This window comes from Massilia sp. Leaf139, assembly GCF_001424165.1.
Taxonomy (GTDB): Bacteria; Pseudomonadota; Gammaproteobacteria; order Burkholderiales; family Burkholderiaceae_D; genus Telluria.
Genome location: NZ_LMOJ01000024.1, coordinates 238969 through 258438, shown reverse-complemented (window position 1 = coordinate 258438; position 19470 = coordinate 238969). Strand labels below are relative to the sequence as shown.

At 66.0% G+C, this 19470-nt stretch carries 14 protein-coding genes, 1 tRNA gene and 1 pseudogene; 6 read left to right on the top strand and 10 right to left on the bottom strand.

Annotated elements, in window-relative coordinates; genetic code table 11:
- Position 1: 1 nt before the first annotated feature.
- A complete protein-coding gene (locus ASF77_RS16905; RefSeq protein WP_056341758.1) occupies positions 2–2848 on the bottom strand; it encodes a type VI secretion system Vgr family protein in 2847 nt (948 codons plus the stop codon).
- A gap of 234 nt (positions 2849–3082) precedes the next feature.
- On the opposite strand from ASF77_RS16905, the gene ASF77_RS16900 reads away from it, so the two are divergent.
- The 4 genes from ASF77_RS16900 (at position 3083) to ASF77_RS16885 (ending at position 5719) form a co-directional block, all read left to right on the top strand.
- Entirely contained in the window at positions 3083–3598 is a 516-nt protein-coding gene (locus tag ASF77_RS16900; RefSeq protein ID WP_229445469.1) for a hypothetical protein, read from the top strand.
- Positions 3599–3667: 69 nt separating this feature from the next.
- Positions 3668–3743, top strand: a tRNA-Lys gene (locus tag ASF77_RS16895).
- A 64-nt stretch (positions 3744–3807) separates the two neighbouring features.
- Complete coding sequence (locus ASF77_RS16890) at positions 3808–4401, top strand: YigZ family protein (protein ID WP_056341754.1); 594 nt, start codon at positions 3808–3810, stop codon at positions 4399–4401.
- A 142-nt stretch (positions 4402–4543) separates the two neighbouring features.
- Entirely contained in the window at positions 4544–5719 is a 1176-nt protein-coding gene (locus ASF77_RS16885) for an MFS transporter (RefSeq protein WP_082493841.1), read from the top strand.
- 44 nt (positions 5720–5763) lie between these two features.
- Here the strand turns inward: ASF77_RS16885 and ASF77_RS23765 are convergent.
- The 6 genes and pseudogenes from ASF77_RS23765 to ASF77_RS25165 form a co-directional block, all read right to left on the bottom strand.
- Positions 5764–6509 (bottom strand): annotated as a pseudogene (locus tag ASF77_RS23765) (slipin family protein); the annotation flags it as partial.
- A gap of 9 nt (positions 6510–6518) precedes the next feature.
- Entirely contained in the window at positions 6519–7940 is a 1422-nt protein-coding gene (locus tag ASF77_RS16875; RefSeq protein WP_229445468.1) for a nodulation protein NfeD, read from the bottom strand.
- Between the two features lie 89 nt (positions 7941–8029).
- A complete protein-coding gene (locus tag ASF77_RS16870; protein WP_056341748.1) occupies positions 8030–8866 on the bottom strand; it encodes an HDOD domain-containing protein in 837 nt (278 codons plus the stop codon).
- A 114-nt stretch (positions 8867–8980) separates the two neighbouring features.
- The gene (locus ASF77_RS16865) at positions 8981–10093 is read right to left on the bottom strand and encodes a BON domain-containing protein (RefSeq protein WP_056341745.1); all 1113 of its coding nucleotides are present in this window, start codon (positions 10091–10093) and stop codon (positions 8981–8983) included.
- Positions 10094–10224: 131 nt separating this feature from the next.
- Positions 10225–10905 (bottom strand): hypothetical protein, encoded by a 681-nt coding sequence (locus ASF77_RS16860; protein ID WP_056341742.1) that lies wholly within the window; start codon positions 10903–10905, stop codon positions 10225–10227.
- 85 nt (positions 10906–10990) lie between these two features.
- Entirely contained in the window at positions 10991–12607 is a 1617-nt protein-coding gene (locus tag ASF77_RS25165; RefSeq protein WP_056341738.1) for a methyl-accepting chemotaxis protein, read from the bottom strand.
- A gap of 360 nt (positions 12608–12967) precedes the next feature.
- Between ASF77_RS25165 and ASF77_RS24965 the strand changes: the two genes are divergently transcribed.
- On the top strand, positions 12968–13816 hold the full coding sequence (locus ASF77_RS24965; protein WP_056341734.1) for a PEP-CTERM sorting domain-containing protein: 849 nt from the start codon (positions 12968–12970) through the stop codon (positions 13814–13816).
- Positions 13817–13876: 60 nt separating this feature from the next.
- Here ASF77_RS24965 and ASF77_RS16845 read toward each other — a convergent pair whose 3' ends face one another.
- On the bottom strand, positions 13877–15610 hold the full coding sequence (locus ASF77_RS16845; RefSeq protein ID WP_056341731.1) for a DNA mismatch repair protein MutT: 1734 nt from the start codon (positions 15608–15610) through the stop codon (positions 13877–13879).
- Positions 15611–15760: 150 nt separating this feature from the next.
- Between ASF77_RS16845 and ASF77_RS16840 the strand changes: the two genes are divergently transcribed.
- Positions 15761–16300, top strand: coding sequence for a transposase (locus tag ASF77_RS16840; RefSeq protein ID WP_056341727.1), 540 nt, complete (start codon positions 15761–15763; stop codon positions 16298–16300).
- Positions 16301–16348: 48 nt separating this feature from the next.
- On the opposite strand, the gene ASF77_RS16835 is transcribed toward ASF77_RS16840, so the two are convergent.
- On the bottom strand, positions 16349–17824 hold the full coding sequence (locus tag ASF77_RS16835; protein ID WP_229445467.1) for an efflux transporter outer membrane subunit: 1476 nt from the start codon (positions 17822–17824) through the stop codon (positions 16349–16351).
- Between the two features lie 26 nt (positions 17825–17850).
- Positions 17851–19452, bottom strand: coding sequence for a DHA2 family efflux MFS transporter permease subunit (locus ASF77_RS16830; RefSeq protein ID WP_056341724.1), 1602 nt, complete (start codon positions 19450–19452; stop codon positions 17851–17853).
- Between the last annotated feature and the right edge of the window lie 18 nt (positions 19453–19470).

Below are 19470 nucleotides of genomic sequence, written 5' to 3'. Positions count from 1 at the left end.
TTCATCTTAGAATAAATGGCGACGCCATGTTACGCGCCTTAATTAAACATTCGACGCAAATACTTGTCGGCATGACTGGCAATGGGTAAGACAATTTATCCGGCCCCATAAAACTCTTCTTCCCCGCCCGCACCTTGATCTTCCCCGGACACTGCACCGTAATATTCCCGCCTTCGATCGTGATATTCGCCCCACCCGCCGTCGATAAGCTGATCCGCTTCGCGGCCGCCCAGTCGATATGCGCATTCGCGCTGATGACATTCAGCTCGTCGCGCGCCTGGACTTTCAATTCATCGGCCTGCGCCTGAATATCGATCGCATCCTCGGCGGCGATGAGTTGCAGGCCGAGTCCGCCCTCGCCTGCCTTGACCGCGCCGCCGAGCATGCCGATTGCTTGGCCGCTGTGGATTCGCATTTGCCCACCACCGGCGAACTGCGTGTCCTGTCCACTCATCAGCGCGACGCTTTCGCCGTTCGCCAGTTGCAGGCTCTGGCCGGCCACGGCACCAAAGCCGGCCGCGGCAGAAATGGCGATGATCGGATCCGTCGCGTGGGGCGCCTTGCCCTTGCCATCGCCAGTGTTCTTTGCGCCCGCGTCCGCCAGCGCCGCGTCCAGCGAATCGGTGCCGACCATGCCGGAGACGGCAGTCAGCAATGCCTTCAATGGCGCCGCCTTGTCGTCCAGCGCACTAGCCTTCGCCTTGACGGCGCCAAGGTGCGTGGCCAGGCCGACCGTTTGATGCGTAACGGCGGCGTTGCTGAAAGAATCGGCCAGCTTGGTCGCGGCAGAGAGCAGCGACATCCCGGCGGCGTTGTCGCCCGCGGGATCGCGCTGGGTGGCGCTGTGGTCAATCTTGTAGCTGGTGATCAGCAAGCCCGCGCCGCCCCGCACTGCACCGTAGGCGTCCGTGCGCAGTTCGGCGCCCAGGCCGCGGAAGCTGCCGCGGTAGTTGTCGGCAGCGTGGATTAAATGGCCGAGGTTGAGTTCGCTGGCGGCATGGGTGCTGCGCAGCTGGACGCGGCCCTGGACGTCGGTGTCGTCGAACAAGAGCTGGTTGTAGCCCGCGCCGCCGAATTCCTTGCTGCGGATGCCCCACTGGGCGGCGCTGTTGCGGTGGCCGGCGCTGTCGGCCGAGGCGCCGTGCCACACGGGGCTGTTGCCGCCGGCAAGGTTGCCCTGGGCGGAGGGCGCGTGGTCGCGCGCGGGCGCGAACGGGGACGCCTCCGGTTCGGCGACGCGGATGCCGCCCGGCGTCGGTGCGATGCCGCCTTCGCCCTGGCCGTTATACAGGGCGCCGACGATGATCGGGCGGTCGATGTCGTTCTCGAGGAACTGCACCAGCATTTCCTGGCCGATGCGCGGCAGGAATTGGCAGCCCATGCCGCCGCCGGCCGAACGCTGGGCGACGCGCACCCAGCAGCTGGCGTCGCCGCGCTCCTGCCAGTGGAAGCGGATGCGCACGCGGCCAAGGCGGTCGCAGTAGATTTCGTCGGCGCCGTTCGGCTGGTCGCTGCCGTCGGCGCCGATCACGATGGCGCTTTGCGTCCCATGCGCTGTCGGACGCATGTATCGGGTGGCGTCCAGGCGCCACGGCACGTCGGACGGGATGGCATCGAAACAGTTGGCATAACCCGTCTCGCGCGCCTGGGCAATCGCCAGCGCGAAGTCCTCCGGTACGTCGCGCGGGGCGATTTCCTCCAGCAGTTCCGGGATCGGCCCGAACAGTTCGGCAAGCGCGTGCTGGGCCGGCGCCGGCATGTTGTTGACGCCGACGCTCGCCACGCGCAGCACGGTGAAAGCCGCATCCGGGCATCGTGCCAGCAGCAGGCCGTCGATGTGCAGGCGGGTGCCGGCGCACAGGGTGCGCAGCGTGGAACGGCCGCGCCACAGGGCGCTGCGCGCTTCCTGCGCTTCCATCAGCAGGTCGGCATGACGGCGCGCCTGTTCGCGGGTGGCATAGGCGTACTGGCCGGGCACGTCGTAGGATTCGAGCAGGGGCAGCTTGCTGTTCTGTGCCAGCCGGCTCGGGGATTGCGCCGCCACCGCCTGCTTGGCCTTGTAATCGTGGCTGAGTACGGTCGTCAGCGAGCACTGCAGGCGGCGCCGGGCCACCAGCGACTGCACGGTGTCGCTGGCTTCGACCGCGCGCACGCCGTGGTAGCGCACGGCGCCGGCCGCTGCACTGCCGGCATCCTCGGGCACGGCATCGGGCTGGGTGCTGTCGGCGAACAGCACCAGGCTCGCTTCTGTCGCATCCGGCTCCCAGCGCCAACCCAGGCCCTCCTCAGCCAGCAGCCGTTCGATGAAAGCGAGGTCGGTTTCGCGGTACTGACAGCAATAGCTGCGGGGTATGGCCTGCACCATGAAAGGGCTGGTGTCGTCGCTCCAGCGCCAGCGCGCCGCTGGTTGGTAGGCCTGGAGGACGCTGTCGACGATGTCGATGACGCTCCTGTCTTGCCAGACCCGGCTGTTACGCACCTGCCCGAGCCGCCACAGCCAGGGCGCGATGCGGATGCGGTAACGCGCCAGGCCGCCATCGCTGCCGAGCATGGCTACCCCGCTGATTTCGCCGCCGAAGCGCTGGCGGGTGCCGTCCGCCAGGCTGATGGCCAGGTGCGCGGCCTGTCCCAGCAGGGCGGCTTGATCCACGTGGGCACTCGTCGACAGCATGATCACGTCGCGCCAACCGACTTCCTGCACGGCATCGCTGGCGCCGAAGGCTTCCACCAGCAGCGTTCCCGCTTCAAGGCCGGTGTCGCCGTCGCCGATCGTCAGTTCGTACAGCCGGCTCGCACTGGAAAACTCCGCCAGCGCATCGGTGACTTGTCGAACCAGCGCAATAGTCATGGATTCAGGCACTCCTCATGCATGAGCGATAACAAAGACAGCCGTAAAGACGGCATTTACGGGAGAAGCGTTGCCACGATACAAGGACGGCCTTTCCCGACATTTGCGCCGCGTCATGGCGCTCAGGAACGAGACGAATTGACAACACGTCCGCCTGTCATCCGGTGTGCTGTCGAACAGAAGGAGTCAGGCAACGATGCTAAAGTTGCTACATATTCCCACCCGAGGATTTCTGTGAAATACCTGCAAAAAATCGGCTCCATCGGCTACGTGCTGATCGCCCTGCTCTTTTTCGTGTGCGGCTTCACGCTCATCGTGCTTGGCGCCATCGAGATCTGGTCGGCCCTGCGTCCCTCGGACGAGCATTCCGTGCAAGATCGTTTCCGTCTCATCCTGGAATGCGTGGGTCTGTTGACGATCGCCGTGGCGGCCCTCGAACTGGGGCAGACCGTGCTGGAAGAAGAGGTTCAACGTGCCGTACACGTGAGTTCGCCGACCCGCCTGCGCCGTTTCCTGTCGCGTTTCCTGATCGTGGTAGTGGTCTCGCTCGGCGTCGAATGCCTGGTCGGGGTATTCCAGTTCGTGCACACCAAGCCGGAATTGCTGCCGCATGTGGCGTCGATCGGCCTTGCGGCAGCCGTCCTGCTGGCGGCCTGGGGCATGTTCGTGCGCATGAACGTCGAGGCCGAGAAGCTCGAGCCGGAAGCCATGCGCGAAGCGCAAAAGGAAGACAAGAACGTCGAAACCTAAGCGACTTGCACAAACGCGCAGGAAGTTCTTGGACATTCGCAAGAGTCCGGCTATAATCTTGCCTTCTTCGGGTCGTTAGCTCAGCTGGTAGAGCAGCGGACTTTTAATCCGTTGGTCGCAGGTTCGAATCCCGCACGGCCTACCAAAGATTCAGCGAAAACGCCAACCTTCACGGTTGGCGTTTTTGTTTCCGCGTCCCGCGCATCCACATGCCCCAGACCCTCCTCGCCCCCGTCCACCACGAACTGCTGATCAAGAAGAGCCGCTTCATCGCCTGCGTGCAGCCGATGACGGATCGGGCCAGTGCGCAGGCTGTGGTGGCGGGGCTGCGCGCCCAGCATCCGCAGGCGGCCCACGTCTGCTGGGCGCTATTGGCGGGCGGCCAGTCGGCGGCGGTCGACGACGGCGAGCCGAGCGGCACGGCCGGGCGGCCCATGCTCGACGTGCTGCGCCACCAGGATCTGGAAGGGGTATTGGCCACCGTCGTGCGTTACTTCGGCGGCGTCAAGCTCGGCGCCGGCGGCCTGGTACGCGCCTATACCGACAGCGTGGCCCAGGCCCTGCTGCATGCCGACAAGGTTGCGATCATCCGCCAGGCCACCCTGCGCTGCAGCGCGCCGTATGCGCAGGAAGGCATGATCCGGCGCGAACTCGAAGCCGCGGGCGCAACCCTGCTCGAGGTCGGCCATGGCGACGCGGTCGTGTTCGCCTTCAGCCTGGCCGAAGCCGAGGCGCCGGCTCTAATCGCGCGCCTCAACGAAGCAGGTCATGGACGCGTTGGCTGGATCCGCGACGACGCTTGAAGGGCGGCGCTATCAGGGTGCCGAATACCTGACATCACAAGCCGAAAGCGGACGGGTTCAATCGTGCGGGCTATAGTGGCCGGTTCCACTCGGCCCGGCTTTTTCACGCGCTCTAGTGTCACCACTGTAAAGACATCCTATTTTGATCAAGAAAAGCCTGCTCCCGCTGGCCCTTGGCGGCTTCGGCATCGGCATGACCGAATTCGTCATGATGGGCATCCTTCCGGACATCGCGTCCGGCCTCGCCATCACCATTCCCCAGGCCGGCTACCTGATCACTGCCTATGCGCTCGGCGTCGTGGTCGGTGCGCCGACCCTGGTCAGCCTGCTGGCCCGGCGTCCGCCGCGCACCGTGCTCATCTGGTTCATGCTGATGTTCGCAGTGTTCAATGCCCTGTCGGCGCTGGCGCCGAACTTCGGGCTGATGCTGGTGTCGCGCTTCCTGGCCGGCCTGCCGCACGGCGCCTTCTTCGGGGTCGGCGCGGTCGTGGCCAGCCGCCTGGCAGACGAGGGCAAGGTGGCCGCCGCGCTGGCGACCATGTTCACCGGCCTGACCCTGGCCAACGTGCTCGGCGTCCCGCTCGGCACCTGGCTCGGCCACAACGTCAGCTGGCGCCTGGTTTTCCTGATCGTCGCCGCCATCGGCCTGGCGACCGCCATCAGCCTGCAGCGGCTGGTGCCCTTCATCGAAGCGCGTCCGAGCGCGGGCTTCCGGAAGGATCTCGCCATCTTCCGCAAGCCGCGTCTGTGGATGGCGCTGGCGATCACCTCGATCGGCACTGGCGGCTTCTTTGCCTGGTTCAGCTATATCGCGCCGCTGCTGACCGACCTGTCGCGCTTCGCACCGGGCCAGATCCCGATGATCATGACCGTCGTCGGCGTCGGCATGACGGTGGGCGTGAACCTGGGCGGCCGGCTGGCCGACCGCTTCGCGCCGATCCACGCGATCGTCATCCTGCTGATGACGATGACCGCCTTACTTCTGATGAACGGCCTGTTCGCAACCTCGCAACCGGCAATGCTGGTGCTGGCCTTTGCCACCGGTGCGAACGCGCTGGCGATGGGGCCATCGATCCAGATGCTGCTGATGGAACACTCGCGCGAGGCCGAGATGCTGGGCTCGTCGCTGGGGCAATCGGGCTTCAATATCGGCAATGCGACCGGTGCCTTCCTGGGCGGGATTCCGCTGACGCTGGGCTTTTCGTACGCGGCGCCGCAGTGGGTGGCGGCGGGGCTGGCGTTCAGCGGGGTATTGCTGGCGCTGGGAATGCTGGGGATGCGATCGCGAACTTCGTCGTTGAAGCTGCGCGCGGAGTAAAAGGCGAGTTCGAACTTAAGGCGAGCCGCTTGGCGGTTCCTTCCTTCCAGCAGGCTCGACAGCATCTCCACCGGCAGCGGGAAAACAATGGTCGTGGTCTTGTCGCTGGCCAGCGTGGACAGGGTCTGCAGGTAGCGCAGCTGCATCGCGCCCTGCTGGCGCGCCAGCACCTGGGCCGCCTGCATCAGCTTTTCCGAGGCCTGCAACTCTCCTTCGGCGTGGATGACCTTGGCGCGCCGTTCGCGTTCGGCTTCGGCCTGGCGGGCGATCGCGCGCACCATCGATTCGTCGAGGTCGACGTGCTTGATCTCGACATTGGCGACCTTGATGCCCCAAGCGTCGGTCTGGGCGTCGAGCACTTGCTGGATGTCGATATTCAGGCGCTCGCGCTCGGCCAGCATGTCGTCGAGCTCGTGTTTGCCGAGCACCGAGCGCAGCGTCGTTTGCGCCAGCTGGCTGGTCGCCTCCATGAAGTTCGCCACCTGGATGATGGCGCGCTCGGGGTCGACGACGCGGAAGTACAGCACGGCATTCACCTTCACCGACACGTTGTCGCGCGAAATCACATCCTGCTTCGACACGTCGAGCACCACCGTGCGCAGGTCGACCCGCACCATCTGCTGCAATATTGGGATCAGGATGATCAGGCCCGGCCCCTTCACCGACCAGAAGTGCCGAGCTGGAACACGACGCCGCGCTCGTACTCGCGCAGCACGCGCACCGATATCGCGAGCAGCACCAGCGCCGCCACGATCAGCAGCGACAAGCCGAAACTCAGGTTGAACAGCATCGCGCTCTCCTAGTGTCCGTTGGCACGGGTTTCCTTGCCGTCGGGAGCATGTTCCAGCGGCGCCACCAGCAGCACCCGCCCGCGCCGCCCCAGCACCCGCACCCGTTCTCCGCGCGCCAACGGCATCTCGGCCGCGACCTGCCAGGTCTCGCCGCCGATATTCGCCCAGCCCTGGTGCGCTCCCGCCTCCCCGCTTTCCCCGAGCACCTCGCCGATGCTGCCCTCCAGGTTCGCCAGCGTGCCTGGACGTGGCCGCCGTCGCGTGCGCAGGGCGACATGGGCCGTAGCGCCCACGAGCAGCGCGGCCGTGAGCCCGACGCCGGCAACCAGCCCCAGCGGTAAACCAAAGCCCGGCGCCTCGCTGTCGAGCAGCAGGGCGCCGATGACGAAGGCGATCACGCCGCCGAAGCCGATCATCCCGAAACTGGGCAGGAAAGCCTCGGCGATCATGCAGGCCAGCCCGAACAGGATCAGCGCCAGTCCCGAATAATTGATGGGCAAGAGCTGCAGGCCGTACAGGCCGAGCAGCAGGCAGATCGCGCCCACCACACCCGGCAGCACGGCACCGGGGCTCATGAATTCGAACAGCAGGCCGTACACGCCGATCGACAGCAGGATCAGGGCCACGCTGGGATTGGTGATCGCCGCCAGCAGGCGTGTGCGCCAGTCGGGCGGCGTCTCGACGATGGCGGCGCCGGCCGTGTCGAGCCGGCGCGGCTGGCCGCGCACGGCGACGCTGCGCCCGTGCGCCGCCGCCAGCAAGCCGGGGACATCACGCGCAACGAGATCGACCACCTTGGCCGCCCGCGCATCCTCGGCCGACAGGCTCAGCGACTGGCGCACCAAGGCCTCGGCCCAGACCGCGTTGCGTCCGCGCAGCTGCGCCAGGCCGCGCAGGTAGGCAGCGGCATCGTTGACGGCCTTGTTTTCCATGGCCGAGGGCTGCCCCGGCTTGCCCGTGCCCGGCGGGTCGGGGCCGGTGCCGACCTGTACCGGCGTGGCGGCGCCCAGATTGGTGCCGGGCGCCATGGCCGCGACGTGGCAGGCGTAGAGGATATATGTGCCGGCGCTGGCCGCGCGGGCGCCGCTGGGCGCGACGAAGCAGGCGACGGGAACCGGTGCGGCGAGGATGGCACGCACGGTGACGCGCATGGCGGTGTCGAGCCCGCCCGGCGTGTCGATGCGGAGCACGGCCAACTGGTGTCCCCTGGCGGCGGCCTGGGCGATGCCGCGCTCGATGTAGTCGGCATAGGCGGGGCCGATGGGGCCATCGACGGCAAGGAGCGTGACGGCGGCGCTGCCCGCACGCGGCTGCGCAGGCACGGCCGCGAACGCGGCCGCAAGCGCCGGCAGCCAAAGCAGCCAGAGCAGGCAGCACATGCACAGCTGCCCCACGACCTTCGACGGCGCATGCCCCCGGTGACGATCCACGCTCGCTCCCGCAAGATGACCCATGCGGTTAGAACGGCTGGCCTCGTCCTTGGTTCCCGGCCGTGGTTTGCGCTACATGGAGATGCCGCTCAAACCAGCAGCGGCCCGCCCATCGCCTTGCAGGTTTCCTCGGCCTCCAGCCTGATCGACGCCAGCAGCTCTTCGTCGAGAACGAAATCGATGGCGCTGTCGCCATGCTCGGGCAAGGCCGGCGGCGCCGTGCCGAGCGGGGATGCGACCGGGGCGTACTGGTTCGCCAGCAGCAACGTGTCGAGCAGGGTCGAGGGCGGCATGTTGATCCAGGCGCGGCGCAGCTGGCCGATGGCGTCCAGCACCGGCTCCGGCACGGCCAGTTTCTTCATGACCTCGAGACCGACCACGTCCTCGCACAACTCTCCCCATTTTTCAGGATCGTCGTCGAGGAGACCCGGGAATTCGTCGGCGCGCGAGAGCAGATAGAAGCCGCCGACTTCGTGGATGATGCCGGCGAACAGCGCCGTATCCGGATTGGTGCCGGTCACGTGGCGCGCCAGCGACCAGGCCAGCGCCGCCACATTGGTCGTGTGCTGCCACAATTGTTCGGCCTTGGCGCGCAGTCCCGGATCGTTGATGCGGCTGCCGAACTGGCGCACCAGCAAGCTGGCGACAAGCGATTGCAGGCGCCGGTAGCCCATGCGGGTGACGGCGGCGCGTACGTTCGTCACGGGCGGCCCGCCACCGCTGAAGGCGGCCGAATTGGCCAGCGCCACGGTACGCGCGGCCAGCTGCGGCTCGGCCAGCACCAGCCGGATCGCATCGTCGAGCGGACAATCGGGATCGTCGAGCGCCTGCTGCAGGCGCAGCACGGCATTGACGCTGGTGGGGAAAGTGATATCACCGCGGGAGGCCTGCGCCACGATGTATCCAAAGGCTTCGAGTTTATTCACCTGAAAATTATACCTGCCCCCGCCGGGCCACGTGTTTACGTGACGGACGCTGCGGTCGCCGCGTAAACGACGACGGCCCCGAGCGGGGCCGTTCACCTTCGGAAAGCTTCCGATTTACTTCACTTTGATCGCGCTCTTCACGCTGGTCACGCCGTCGACTTCCTTGGCCGCCTTGACGGCCTTATCGGCCTCGGCCTTCGATTCGACGAAGCCGCTCAGCATGACGACGCCCTTCTCGGTCTCGACGTGGATGCCCAGCGATTTCAGTTCCGGCTGGGCCAGCAGGCCCGCCTTCACTTTGGCGGTGAGGGCGGTGTCGGAAGCGGCGACGGCGGTCGTGCGGCCGGCGTCGCGGGTCTTGTCGGCGGCGCGGTCGGCCGCGTTATCGGTCTTGGCGACGGCTTCCTTCGACTCTTCCCTGGCATTGGCGGCCGTCTGGCGGGTCTTGTCGCCGACGTTCTCGGCCGTGTTCTCGGTCTTCTGCGCCACGGTCGCGGCGACAGCCTTGGTCTTGTCGACCACGGTGGCGGCGACGTCCCTGGTCTTCTCTGCCACGGTCGCGGCGACCGCCTTGGTCTTGTCGACGGCGGTGGATGCGGCATCCTTGGTCTTGTCGGCGGCGCGCTCGGTGGCGTTCTCGGCGCGGCCGGCCATCGTCGTCACATTGCCCTTGCTGTCGACCAGGCAGCCGGTGTTGGCGCTGCCGGCGGTCTGCTCGCACTTGGCGACCGCTGCGGCCTTGACCGGATCCTTGGTGTCGGTACTGGCGATCAGGCCGGCACTGCCGCTGGCGCCAACGGCGGCGGTCGAGGCGCCGTCACGGCCGGCCTTGGCGTCGGCCAGCGCGGCGGTGCGCACCGACTTGGCGTTGTCCATGCAGCTATCCTTCTCGGCGCCGCTCTTGGCGTCGCACTTGGCCTTGGCGACTTCGTAGTCGGCTTCGGCGACCTTGTTGCGGGCGCTCGCGCGGCCCTTGTCGGAGGTGTTGTACTTGGCGAAGGCCTCGGACTCGGTACGGGCGCGTGCGGCTTTCGCCTCGGCCATGCAGACATCCTTGTCGTTGCCGCTCCTGGCATCGCACTTGGCGGTGGCGCTCTTGTATTCGGTAGCGGCCTTTTGCGTCGCGTTGCGGTAAGTGGCCGGATCGTGGTTCAGGGCGGCGGTCGGTGCGGCGGCGAAGGTGGCGCCGGCGGCGGTAGCCAGCAGGGTAGCGAGCAAGGATTTCATGGCGGTGTCCCTCGGGTCAGTTGTTGTGATAGCACCATTAAACGCTGGCCCCTCCACAACATCTGTGCGACAACGAACACTTGCCGGATAAACCATAAACATGGGTAAACCGTCACGCCGGGACGGCCCCTTCAATCCTGTAGCAGCCCCTGGCGCCACAGGGGCTCGGCCTCCTCGAACGGTGCCCCCTTGCCCGCGATGCGGCTGCCGTCGGCAGCCAGTGCGACCCAGGTGCGGGTGTCGTGGCCGCCTCGCGGCGTCTGGCCTGCGCGCACCGACGTCAGCCAGCCGTGCACGCGTGCATAGGCGTGAGGATTGCTGTGGCGCGTCCAGGCCAGCGCCGCCAGGTCGGCATAGGCTTCCTCGCGCCGGGATTCGCGCAGCGCGCGCGCCATTGCCAGCAGCGAGGCGTCGCTCGCCGTCTCTTCGCCCACCTCGGTAAAGCCGGCCGGGAGCGCGTTCCAGGCGCCCTTCGCGTGACGCCAGCAATGGGCGATTTCGTGCGCCGCCATGGCCTCGATGAGTTCGGCCTGGCTGTCCACCGGCACCTTCGCGAACACGGCTTCGGCCTGCGGATTGCCGCGCAGCGACAAGACGAGCTTGCAGCGGCCATCGGCGAAACCCATGGCCAGCGGCACGTCGGTGGCGCGCGCCTGCGGCTGGACGATGATGTCGAGCGGCAGTTTCAACTGTTGGGAATAGGTCAGTACCGGGGCCGCCGCCTGTAGCCAGCGCTGTTCGAGCGCGGTCAGTTCGGCGGCCTGGGCGGTTGCGCCGGCAAGCAGCGCGAGAGGAAACAAGGATTTGAACATGGAAGAGTTCCGGGTGCGATGAAGTGCCTCAAGGCAATTCTATGACCGAGAATATCTTCCCATTCAGAAATATTTTTGTCCCTATTCAAACCGACAATGCTAGCGCCGCAACTTGAGGCGCAGATGCAACAGCACGCCCCTGCTGCTGCTGTTCCATTTTAAACACACTGACCACGCCAGCCAGGGTCGTGGCCTGGTGCTGGAGCGAGGCGGCGGCGGCACTCGCCTGCTCGACCAGGGCCGCGTTCTGGCGCGTGGCGTCGTCCATGCGGCCGATGGCGCTGTTGACCTGCTCGATACCCGCACTTTGTTCGGCGCTGGCCGAACTGATCTCGGCCATGATGTCGGTGACGCGCCGGACGCTGGTGACGATCTCGTTCATCGTGCTGCCGGCCTCGTCGACCAGGCGGGCGCCGGCGTCGACGCGCTCGACCGAGCTGCCGATCAAGCCCTTGATTTCCTTCGCCGCCGCCGCCGAACGCTGGGCCAGGTTGCGCACTTCGGTCGCCACCACGGCGAAACCGCGGCCCTGTTCGCCGGCACGCGCCGCTTCCACGGCCGCGTTCAATGCCAGGATGTTGGTCTGGAAAGCGATGCCGTCGATGACGCCGATGATGTCGACGATCTGCTTCGAGGACGCATTGATCGACGCCATTGTCTCGACCACCTGTGCGACCACCGTACCGCCCTTCAAGGCTACTTCCGAGGCCGATTCGGCCAGTGCATTGGCCTGGCGCGCATTGTCCGCGTTCTGGCGCACGGTGCCGGTCAGTTCCTCCATCGACGCCGCCGTGTCCTTCAAGGTGTTGGCCTGGTTCTCGGTACGGGTCGAGAGGTTGTCGTTGCCGGCTGCGATCTCGGTCGACGCGTTGGCGATCGTCAGGGTCCCGCTGCGTACCTGGGAAACGATGGCGACCAGGCTGTCGCGCATGCCCTGCATCGCGAACAGCAAGCTCGAATCGTCGCCGGGCCGGGTGGCGATGCGCACGCCCAGGTTGCCGGCCGCGATGCTGCGCACGATGTGGGCGGCGTAGCCGGGCTGGCCGCCGAGCTGGCGCAGCAGGCCGCGGCTGATGAACCAGGCGCCCAGGCTGCCGGCGGCGACGGCCACCGCGCACAGCGCGGCCATCCACGCCAGGAAGCTGCCGGTCAGGGCACGCGCTTCGGCCGCCGAATCCTTGTTCAGCTGCTCTTCGAGATCGATCAGGCGGTTCACGCTGGCCAGCCAGGCGACGAAGGCCGGCGCCGCGCCCTGCGCCAGCAAGGTGCGCGCGCCCTCGACATCGCCCGCCAGGCGCAGTTCGGTCACTTTTGCGATCAGCGGCTGGGTCTTGCGCTCGTCTTCCTTGATCGCCACGAGTGCGCTTCGTTCGTCGGGCAGGATGTCGCTGCGCGCGGCGAACAGGGCATCGAGGGCCAGGCCGGCGCGCTCGTAGTTCGCGGCAAGAACGCGGATCTGCTCGATGGCCGGCTGCGCGGCGGCATTGTCCGTGGCGAGCACCACATCGCGCAAGGCAATCGCACGGTCATGCACGCTGCCGCGGAAATTGATCGCATGGCGCTGCTTGACGTTGTTGACGTCATTGATACGGTTCAGGGTCGCGTCGATATTGCCGACGCGGCTCACCGCCAGTGCCGTCAATACCATCATCAGCGCCAGCACGGCGCCAAATCCCAGCGCCAGTCGGGCGCCGATCGTCATTTTTGAAACATGGAAGCTCGCTATAGGTCGGCCGGCACTCGCTCCGGATACGCCACGCAGCATGTATTGCCACATGGAAATTGTGCAAAACTATAGCAGAACACCCTATTTTTTCGTCAAATTACCAAAAACTCCTCCGCCAGGTGTTGTAATTTGACGAATTTATCGGAAGAACAACGCCACGGTGGTGAAAAAAATTTGCTGCCGAAAAACTTTACACGCCCTGAATTTGAAAATAAAAAACAGCGCATAAACCATTGTTTTTAAATAGTAAATTATTTCCGGTACGAAAATTGCTTTTCATATTGGCAACGGCACGTCGATGCCCGATATATTTACATGAACCGACCAGGGATTCCCATGACATCTTCGATCCAGTACACCAAAACGCTCGCGGCCGTGGCCGTCGCACTGCTGACCACGACGGCCCACGCCACCGAAATTTATGCGAACAACCCTGCTCCGGGCGATGCGTTCACCAACGCGGTCGGCGATGCCGGCCAGGCCATCGGCAGCACCGGCTGGTACTACAACAACGTACGCAACAGCACCGTCGTCGGTATTAACACCGACAACCCGCATTCGGGCAATGGTTCGGTGTCCTTCGCCGCGCCGGCGAACGGCAAGGCCGACGTCGAGTACCTGCCGGGCCGTTCGCTGGGCGCGTTTTCCGCGCTGAGCAGCATGTCCTACGACTGGTTCCGCGACAGCGACAGCGGCGCCGGCGAGAAGCTGCACCCATCCCTGCGCGTCCTGGTCGATCGCGACGGCCTGCTGTCGACCAACGACCGCGGCTACCTGATTTTCGAGCGCACCTACAACGGCAACATGGCGGCGCCTGTGAATGAATGGGTAACCGACACGATCGGCGCCGGCACCTTCCTCTGGAACAGCCGCTTCTTCGCCAACACCCTGGAGCCGGGCACGAACATCAACGGCACCGGCTATGCCTACGATGCGACGCTCGCCGAATGGCAAGCCTACATGCCGAGCAGCGCGATCATCCTGGGCTTCAGCTCGGGCGTCGGCAGCGGCTGGGGTAGCTTCACTGGCGCGGTCGACAATATCTCGTGGACGATCGACAGTGTCACCACGACCAGCAACTTCGAAGTCGCGCGCGCGGCGGAAGTGCCGGAGCCAGGCAGCATCGCCCTGCTCGGACTCGGCCTGGCGGGCCTGGCGCTGCGCCGCCGCAAGACCAAAGCCTGATACGCGTTGCACCAATAAAAAAGCCCGCGCCAGCGGGCTTTTTTCATTGAAGCGAAGGCACTAGCGCCTGTCCGCTCCAGTCAGCGCCGCCGCCGTCACGAAAGCCGGGCGGATGTCGTTCGGCACCGCCTTCATCTTGTCGAGCGCCTTTTGTACGTCGGGGCGGATGACGACATATTGCGTCATCATCGCCTTGGCGCGCGCATAGTCGCCCTGCGCCTCGATCGTCAGGAACTCGCGGGTCAGGTCGCTCACGGCGCCCTTGATCTTCTTGAAATCGACCGAGAAGCTGCCGTCGCCGTGCGAAACGAAGGCGCCCTTGTCGAGCAGGTAGTTCACCTGGATCGCCATGCCGCGCGCGTGCGAGTCGGTCAGGCCGAAGTGCAGCGTGCGGAAACACGAGGCGAGGAAGGTGTTGTACAGCTTGCGCTCGGCCTGGGCGCCCTGCCCCAGCGTGTCCTTCAGCTGGCCCTTGTCCATCATGTAGGCCAGCGCCCAGAGGCCGGTGACGTCGGCTTTCGCTTCCTCGATGGTCGAATAGGCTTCCTTCAGATCCTGGCGCGGCGTCGATTCCTTGCCGTTCACCTTCGTGTGGTGCGGGCCCAGGCCGTGGGTGATCTCGTGCGCCAGGATGTGGGTGAAGAAGGAGTCGAAGTCGAGATCCTTCTGGTCTTGCGGCCGCAGTACCAGCTTCGTGATCGGCTTCAGCGTCGATTCGAATTTCGCTTCCTGGATATTTTTCAGCATGACGCGCTTCGAGCCGCGCTCGCGGATGATGCGCTCGTCGTTCGGCAAGTTGTAGGCAGCCGTCTGCACGCCCATGTTGCCGTCGCCCGCGCCATAGACCTGATTCACTACCACCATCGGCGCCATCGCCCCGACCTTTGGATTGCGGTACTGCTTGTCGACCGGCAGGTTGTCTTCCAGCTCCTGCATGTGCTTGCCGAAGAAGTTCAGCTTCTGCGTCTCCTTCGCATCGCGCACGCTGACATAGGCCTCGAAGGCCGCCTTGTAGCCGAACAGTTCGTCGTTATAGGTCTCGTACGGCCCGATCGTGATGTCGACCGGCGAATCGAGATCCATCCAGGCGAAGTCGGACGCCAGGTAGTCGTTCGACAGGAAAGCGTCGGCGCGCAGCAGCAGGAATTTTTTCAGGGAGGCGTTGTCAGTGCTGGCCGCGGCGTCGCGCAGCAGCTTGGCCAGCTGCGCCAGTTCCGGCTTGTATTCCTCGGAATACTTCACCGTGCGGAACTTGTCGTCCGGGCCGGTGCGGATCACGGTGAAATACCATTGCGCCGCTTCCTTGTCCTTGGCGGACAGCCCGTTCATCCAGGCTTCCAGCGCTTCCTTGCTGGCGCCGGCCGGATAGAAATTCGCGCCGTCGGGCTTGCGCGCCGGGATGGCGATGCCGGCATACTCGGCCGGCATGAAGGAGGCATTGCCGTCGATGATCGACCACGGCCCCTTGTTCAGCCAAAAGTAATGCTGGCGCGCCTGGCCCAGCGGCGTCGTATCCTTCCGCAGCGCCGCCCACAGCGCTTCGTTGCCGGCCCAGCACTGGCGCAGCTGCAGGGTATCGATGATCTTGGCCGCCTCGATCAGCTTGCCGATCGCGGCGCGGTCGTCCTTCGACAACGCCGCCGTATCGGCCCGCAGTTCGACCGGCGCGAAGCGCTTGGCCATCGCATTCAGTTCGGCGACGCTTGCCGCATGGGGTTGAGCGGCAGGCGCTTCGGCTGCCGTGACGGTGCCGGCAGCGATGGCCAGCACGAGCGGTGCGAGAAGGTGTTTCATGAGCCCCTGTCATGTCGGAATGAAGCTGCAGATTGTAGTACGTAGGGCGGGCATGCCCGCGGATTTTCGTATGCGTATCCTCGTCCCACGCATGACACGTTTGCGCCAACGCATCCGTCACACCGCTTCAACCGCATACGATGCCGCACCATGCCCTACTACCGCCGCCTCCGCTCTGGCCCCACCTATTTCTTCACCGTCGTCGCCTACCAGCGCCGCCCGATCTTCTGCGACCCGCACTTTCGCGCAGCCCTTCGAAAATCGATCACCGCCGTTCGTGTCGCGCGTCCGTTCACGATCGACGCCTGGGTACTGATGCCCAACCACATGCACTGCATCTGGACTTTGCCGGAGAAGGATTTCGATTACGGAAGGCGCTGGGGCGAGATCAAGCGCTACGTATCGCACTTGTGCCGTGAGACGCTCCATGACCCTGCCTTGTTGACGCGTTCAGCGAAGAAGCATCGCGAATCGACGATCTGGCAGCGCCGGTTCTGGGAGCACCAGATACGCAACGATGCGGATTTTGATCGGCACATGGATTACGTGCATTTCAATCCGGTGAAACACGGGTTCGTGATGAACGTGGCGGAATGGGAGCATTCGACGTTTCACCGGCATGTGCGCGATGGGGTGTATGCGCAGGATTGGGGTGGGACGGTGGAGGCGCGGACGCTCCATTTTGAATGAATGGTCGGGTGGGCATGCGCACGTACGCGTGGGCATGCCCACCCTACATCAACGTACCGTCGCCAAGGCTGGTGCCTCCGACCAGCCCCCACCGAGCGCACGCGCCACGGCGACCGACGCCAGCAAGCGCTGGGTACGGATCTGCGCGGCGGCGCGGTCGGCGGCGAGGGCGCTGCGCTGGGCGTCGGTGACGTCGAGATAGGTCGAGATGCCGCGCTGATAGCGGGCCTGCGCCACCAGCAGCGCGCGCGCGGCCGCTTCCTGCGCCTGCCCCTGCACCTCGCCCTGCTTCTGGCGCTGCTGCACGTCCGACAGCGCGTCTTCGACTTCGCGCAGCGCGCCCAGCAGGCGATTCTCGTGGTTCGCCACGGCTTCCTCGTAGCGCGCCTTGTACAGGGCCAGGTTGGCCTTGTTGCGGCCGCCGTCGAAGACCGGCAGCGACAGCGCCAGCGGGCCGACCGAGAACTGGCGCGCGCTGCCGCCAGTCAGGTCGCGCAGCGACTCGGAGGCGTAGCCGAAATTGCTGGTCAGCGTCAGCGACGGATAGAACATGCCTTCGGCCACGCCGACCTGGGCGTTGGCCGCGCGCAGGTTGGCGACGCTGGCGGCCAGGTCGGGACGCTGGGCCAGCAGGCTGGCCGGCAGGCCCACCGGAATCGACGGCGGCAGCGGCAGCGCCGGTTTCGCATCCGGCGGCAGCAGCGGCGTGCTCGGCGAGCCGCCGACCAGCACGGCGAGCGCGTGCTCGACCAGATTGCGCTGGCGCCGCACTTCGTGCAGGTCGGCTTCGGCATTGGCCCGTTCGATGCGGGTACGCGATACGTCGAGCTCGTTCGACAGGCCGGCATTGAAGCGCGCCTCGACCAGCTCCTGCGCCTCACGCCGCGCCGCCAGCGCGTCCGCCAGGATCGCGCTTTCCGCATCCAGGCCGCGCAGCTGCCAGTAGCTCTGCGCCACCTGGCTCGACAGCATCAAGAGCACGCCGTCGCGGTCGTCCTGGGCGGCCAGGGCCTGGGCGTCGGCCGCCTCGACCACGCGGCGCACGCGGCCCCACAGATCGAGTTCATACGACAGCGCCGCGCCGACGCTGAAGTTGTTGCCTTCGATCGAGCGGCCGCCCAGCGCCAGCGCCTGCGAGGTCTCGGCCGAGGTGCGCGAATTCGACACGCCCGCGTTCACCGACACGTTCGGCGCCTGGCCCGCGCGCAGCACGCCCAGTTGCGCCTGCGCCTGCAGCAGGCGCTGCGCCGCTGCCTTCGCGCCCGGGTTGTCGCGCAGCGCGCGCTCTTCCAAGGCGCTCAGGGTGGCGTCGTTGAACACCGTCCACCAGTTGGCCGGCAGGCGCGCGCTGTCGCTGGGCGCAGCGGCCGGCGCCTCGGCATGGCGGTAGGCCGGCGCCTCGACCGCTTTCGGTGCGGTGAAATTCGGGCCGATGGTGGAGCAGCCCGCCAGCAAACTCATTGCGGCCGTCACGCCGGCGGCGAGCGCCTGGCGCGGGAACATCTTGGCAAAGGAATCGAACATCGTTTTTCTCGTCTCTTCAAATGGGTTCAATGACCGCCGCCGGCGCCGCCGGGGGACTTGACCTTGTCGGCGAGCCAGACCGCGGCGATGCATCCGACCAGGATGATCCCGACGATAAAGAAGCCGTCGTTGTAGGCCATCACATAGGCTTCGCGCCGCACGATGCGGTCGAGCGCGGCCAGCGCCTGGCTGGCGGCGGTGGCCGGGTCGATGCCGCCCGCGATGAAGGCCTGCGTCATCTGGTCGAGGCGTTCCTGGGTCGCCGGCGCGTAGCTCGAGACCGACTCGCCCAGGCGCGCCGAATGGAAGTGTTCGCGGTTGGTGAGCGAGGTCGCCAGCATGGCGATGCCGATCGAGCCGCCCAGGTTGCGCGTCATGTTGAACAGGCTCGACGCCGACGGCATGTCCTTCGGCGCGATGCCCTGCATGGCGAAGTTCGACAGCGTCAGCATCACGAAAGGCTGGCCGATGGCGCGCACCACCTGGGTCAGCATCAGCTGGTCGTAGCCGGTGCTGGCGTCCATGAAGGCGTTCATCAGGCAGGAGCCGCCGAACAGCAGCAGGCCGAAACTGCACAGGATGCGGTTGTCGACCTTCGAGGACAGCGCCGCCGCGAACGGCATCACGAGCAATTGCGGCAGGCCGACCCAGGCGATGACTTCGCCGATCTGCATCGGCGTGTAGCCGGCGATCTGGCCCAGGTACAGCGGCAGCAGGTAGGACGAGCCATACAGGCCCATGCCGGTGACGGCCGAGAGCACGGTCGCGATCAGGAAGTTGCGCTGGCCGTACAGACGCAGGTTGACGAAGGACTGCTGGCGCGAGAAGCTCGTCGCCACCCAGCCCAGGATGCCGATCAGGGCCAGCGACGCGAAGGTGATAATGAACTGCGAGTCGAACCAGTCCTTCGAATTGCCCTCCTCCAGGAAGATCGTCAGGCAGCCCAGGCCCATCGCCATCAGGAAGATGCCGAGCCAGTCGGCGTTGAGCAGCTGCCGCGCGTTGGAAGGCTCGCGGTCCAGACCCCACACGATGCCGGCGATGAGCAGCACGCCCGGCACCCAGTTGATGTAGAAGATCGAGGGCCAACCGTAGATCTCGGACAGGTAGCCGCCCAGGGTCGGGCCCATGGCCGGCGCCAGCGTGGCGGTGAGGCCGAAGATGGCCATGCCGACCGCGCGCTTGGAAGACGGCAGGCGCGTCATCACCAGCGTCATCGCCATCGGGATCAGCGCGCCGCCCGTGAAACCCTGGAGCATGCGGAAGACGATCATGCTCTCCAGGTTCCAGGCCGCGCCGCACAGAGTCGAGAACACGAGGAACAGCGAGGTGGTGCCGATCATGTAGGCGCGCACCCCGAAGGCGCGCGCGAACAGCGCCGTCATCGGGATGACGACGATCTCGGCGCACAGGTAGGCGGTCGAGATCCAGGAGCCCTCTTCCTGGGTCGCGTTGAGCGTGCCGAGGATGTCGCGCAGCGAGGAATTGGTGATCTGGATGTCGAGCACCGCCATGAAGGCGCCGAGCATGCCGGCGGCCACCGCGATCCAGGTGCGCAGGTCGATCTGCGCGCCGGCGGCGGGCGCGCCGGGGAAGGCGGCGGGCGCCGCCGCGGTCTTACTCGTCATGATGATCCTTCACGTGCG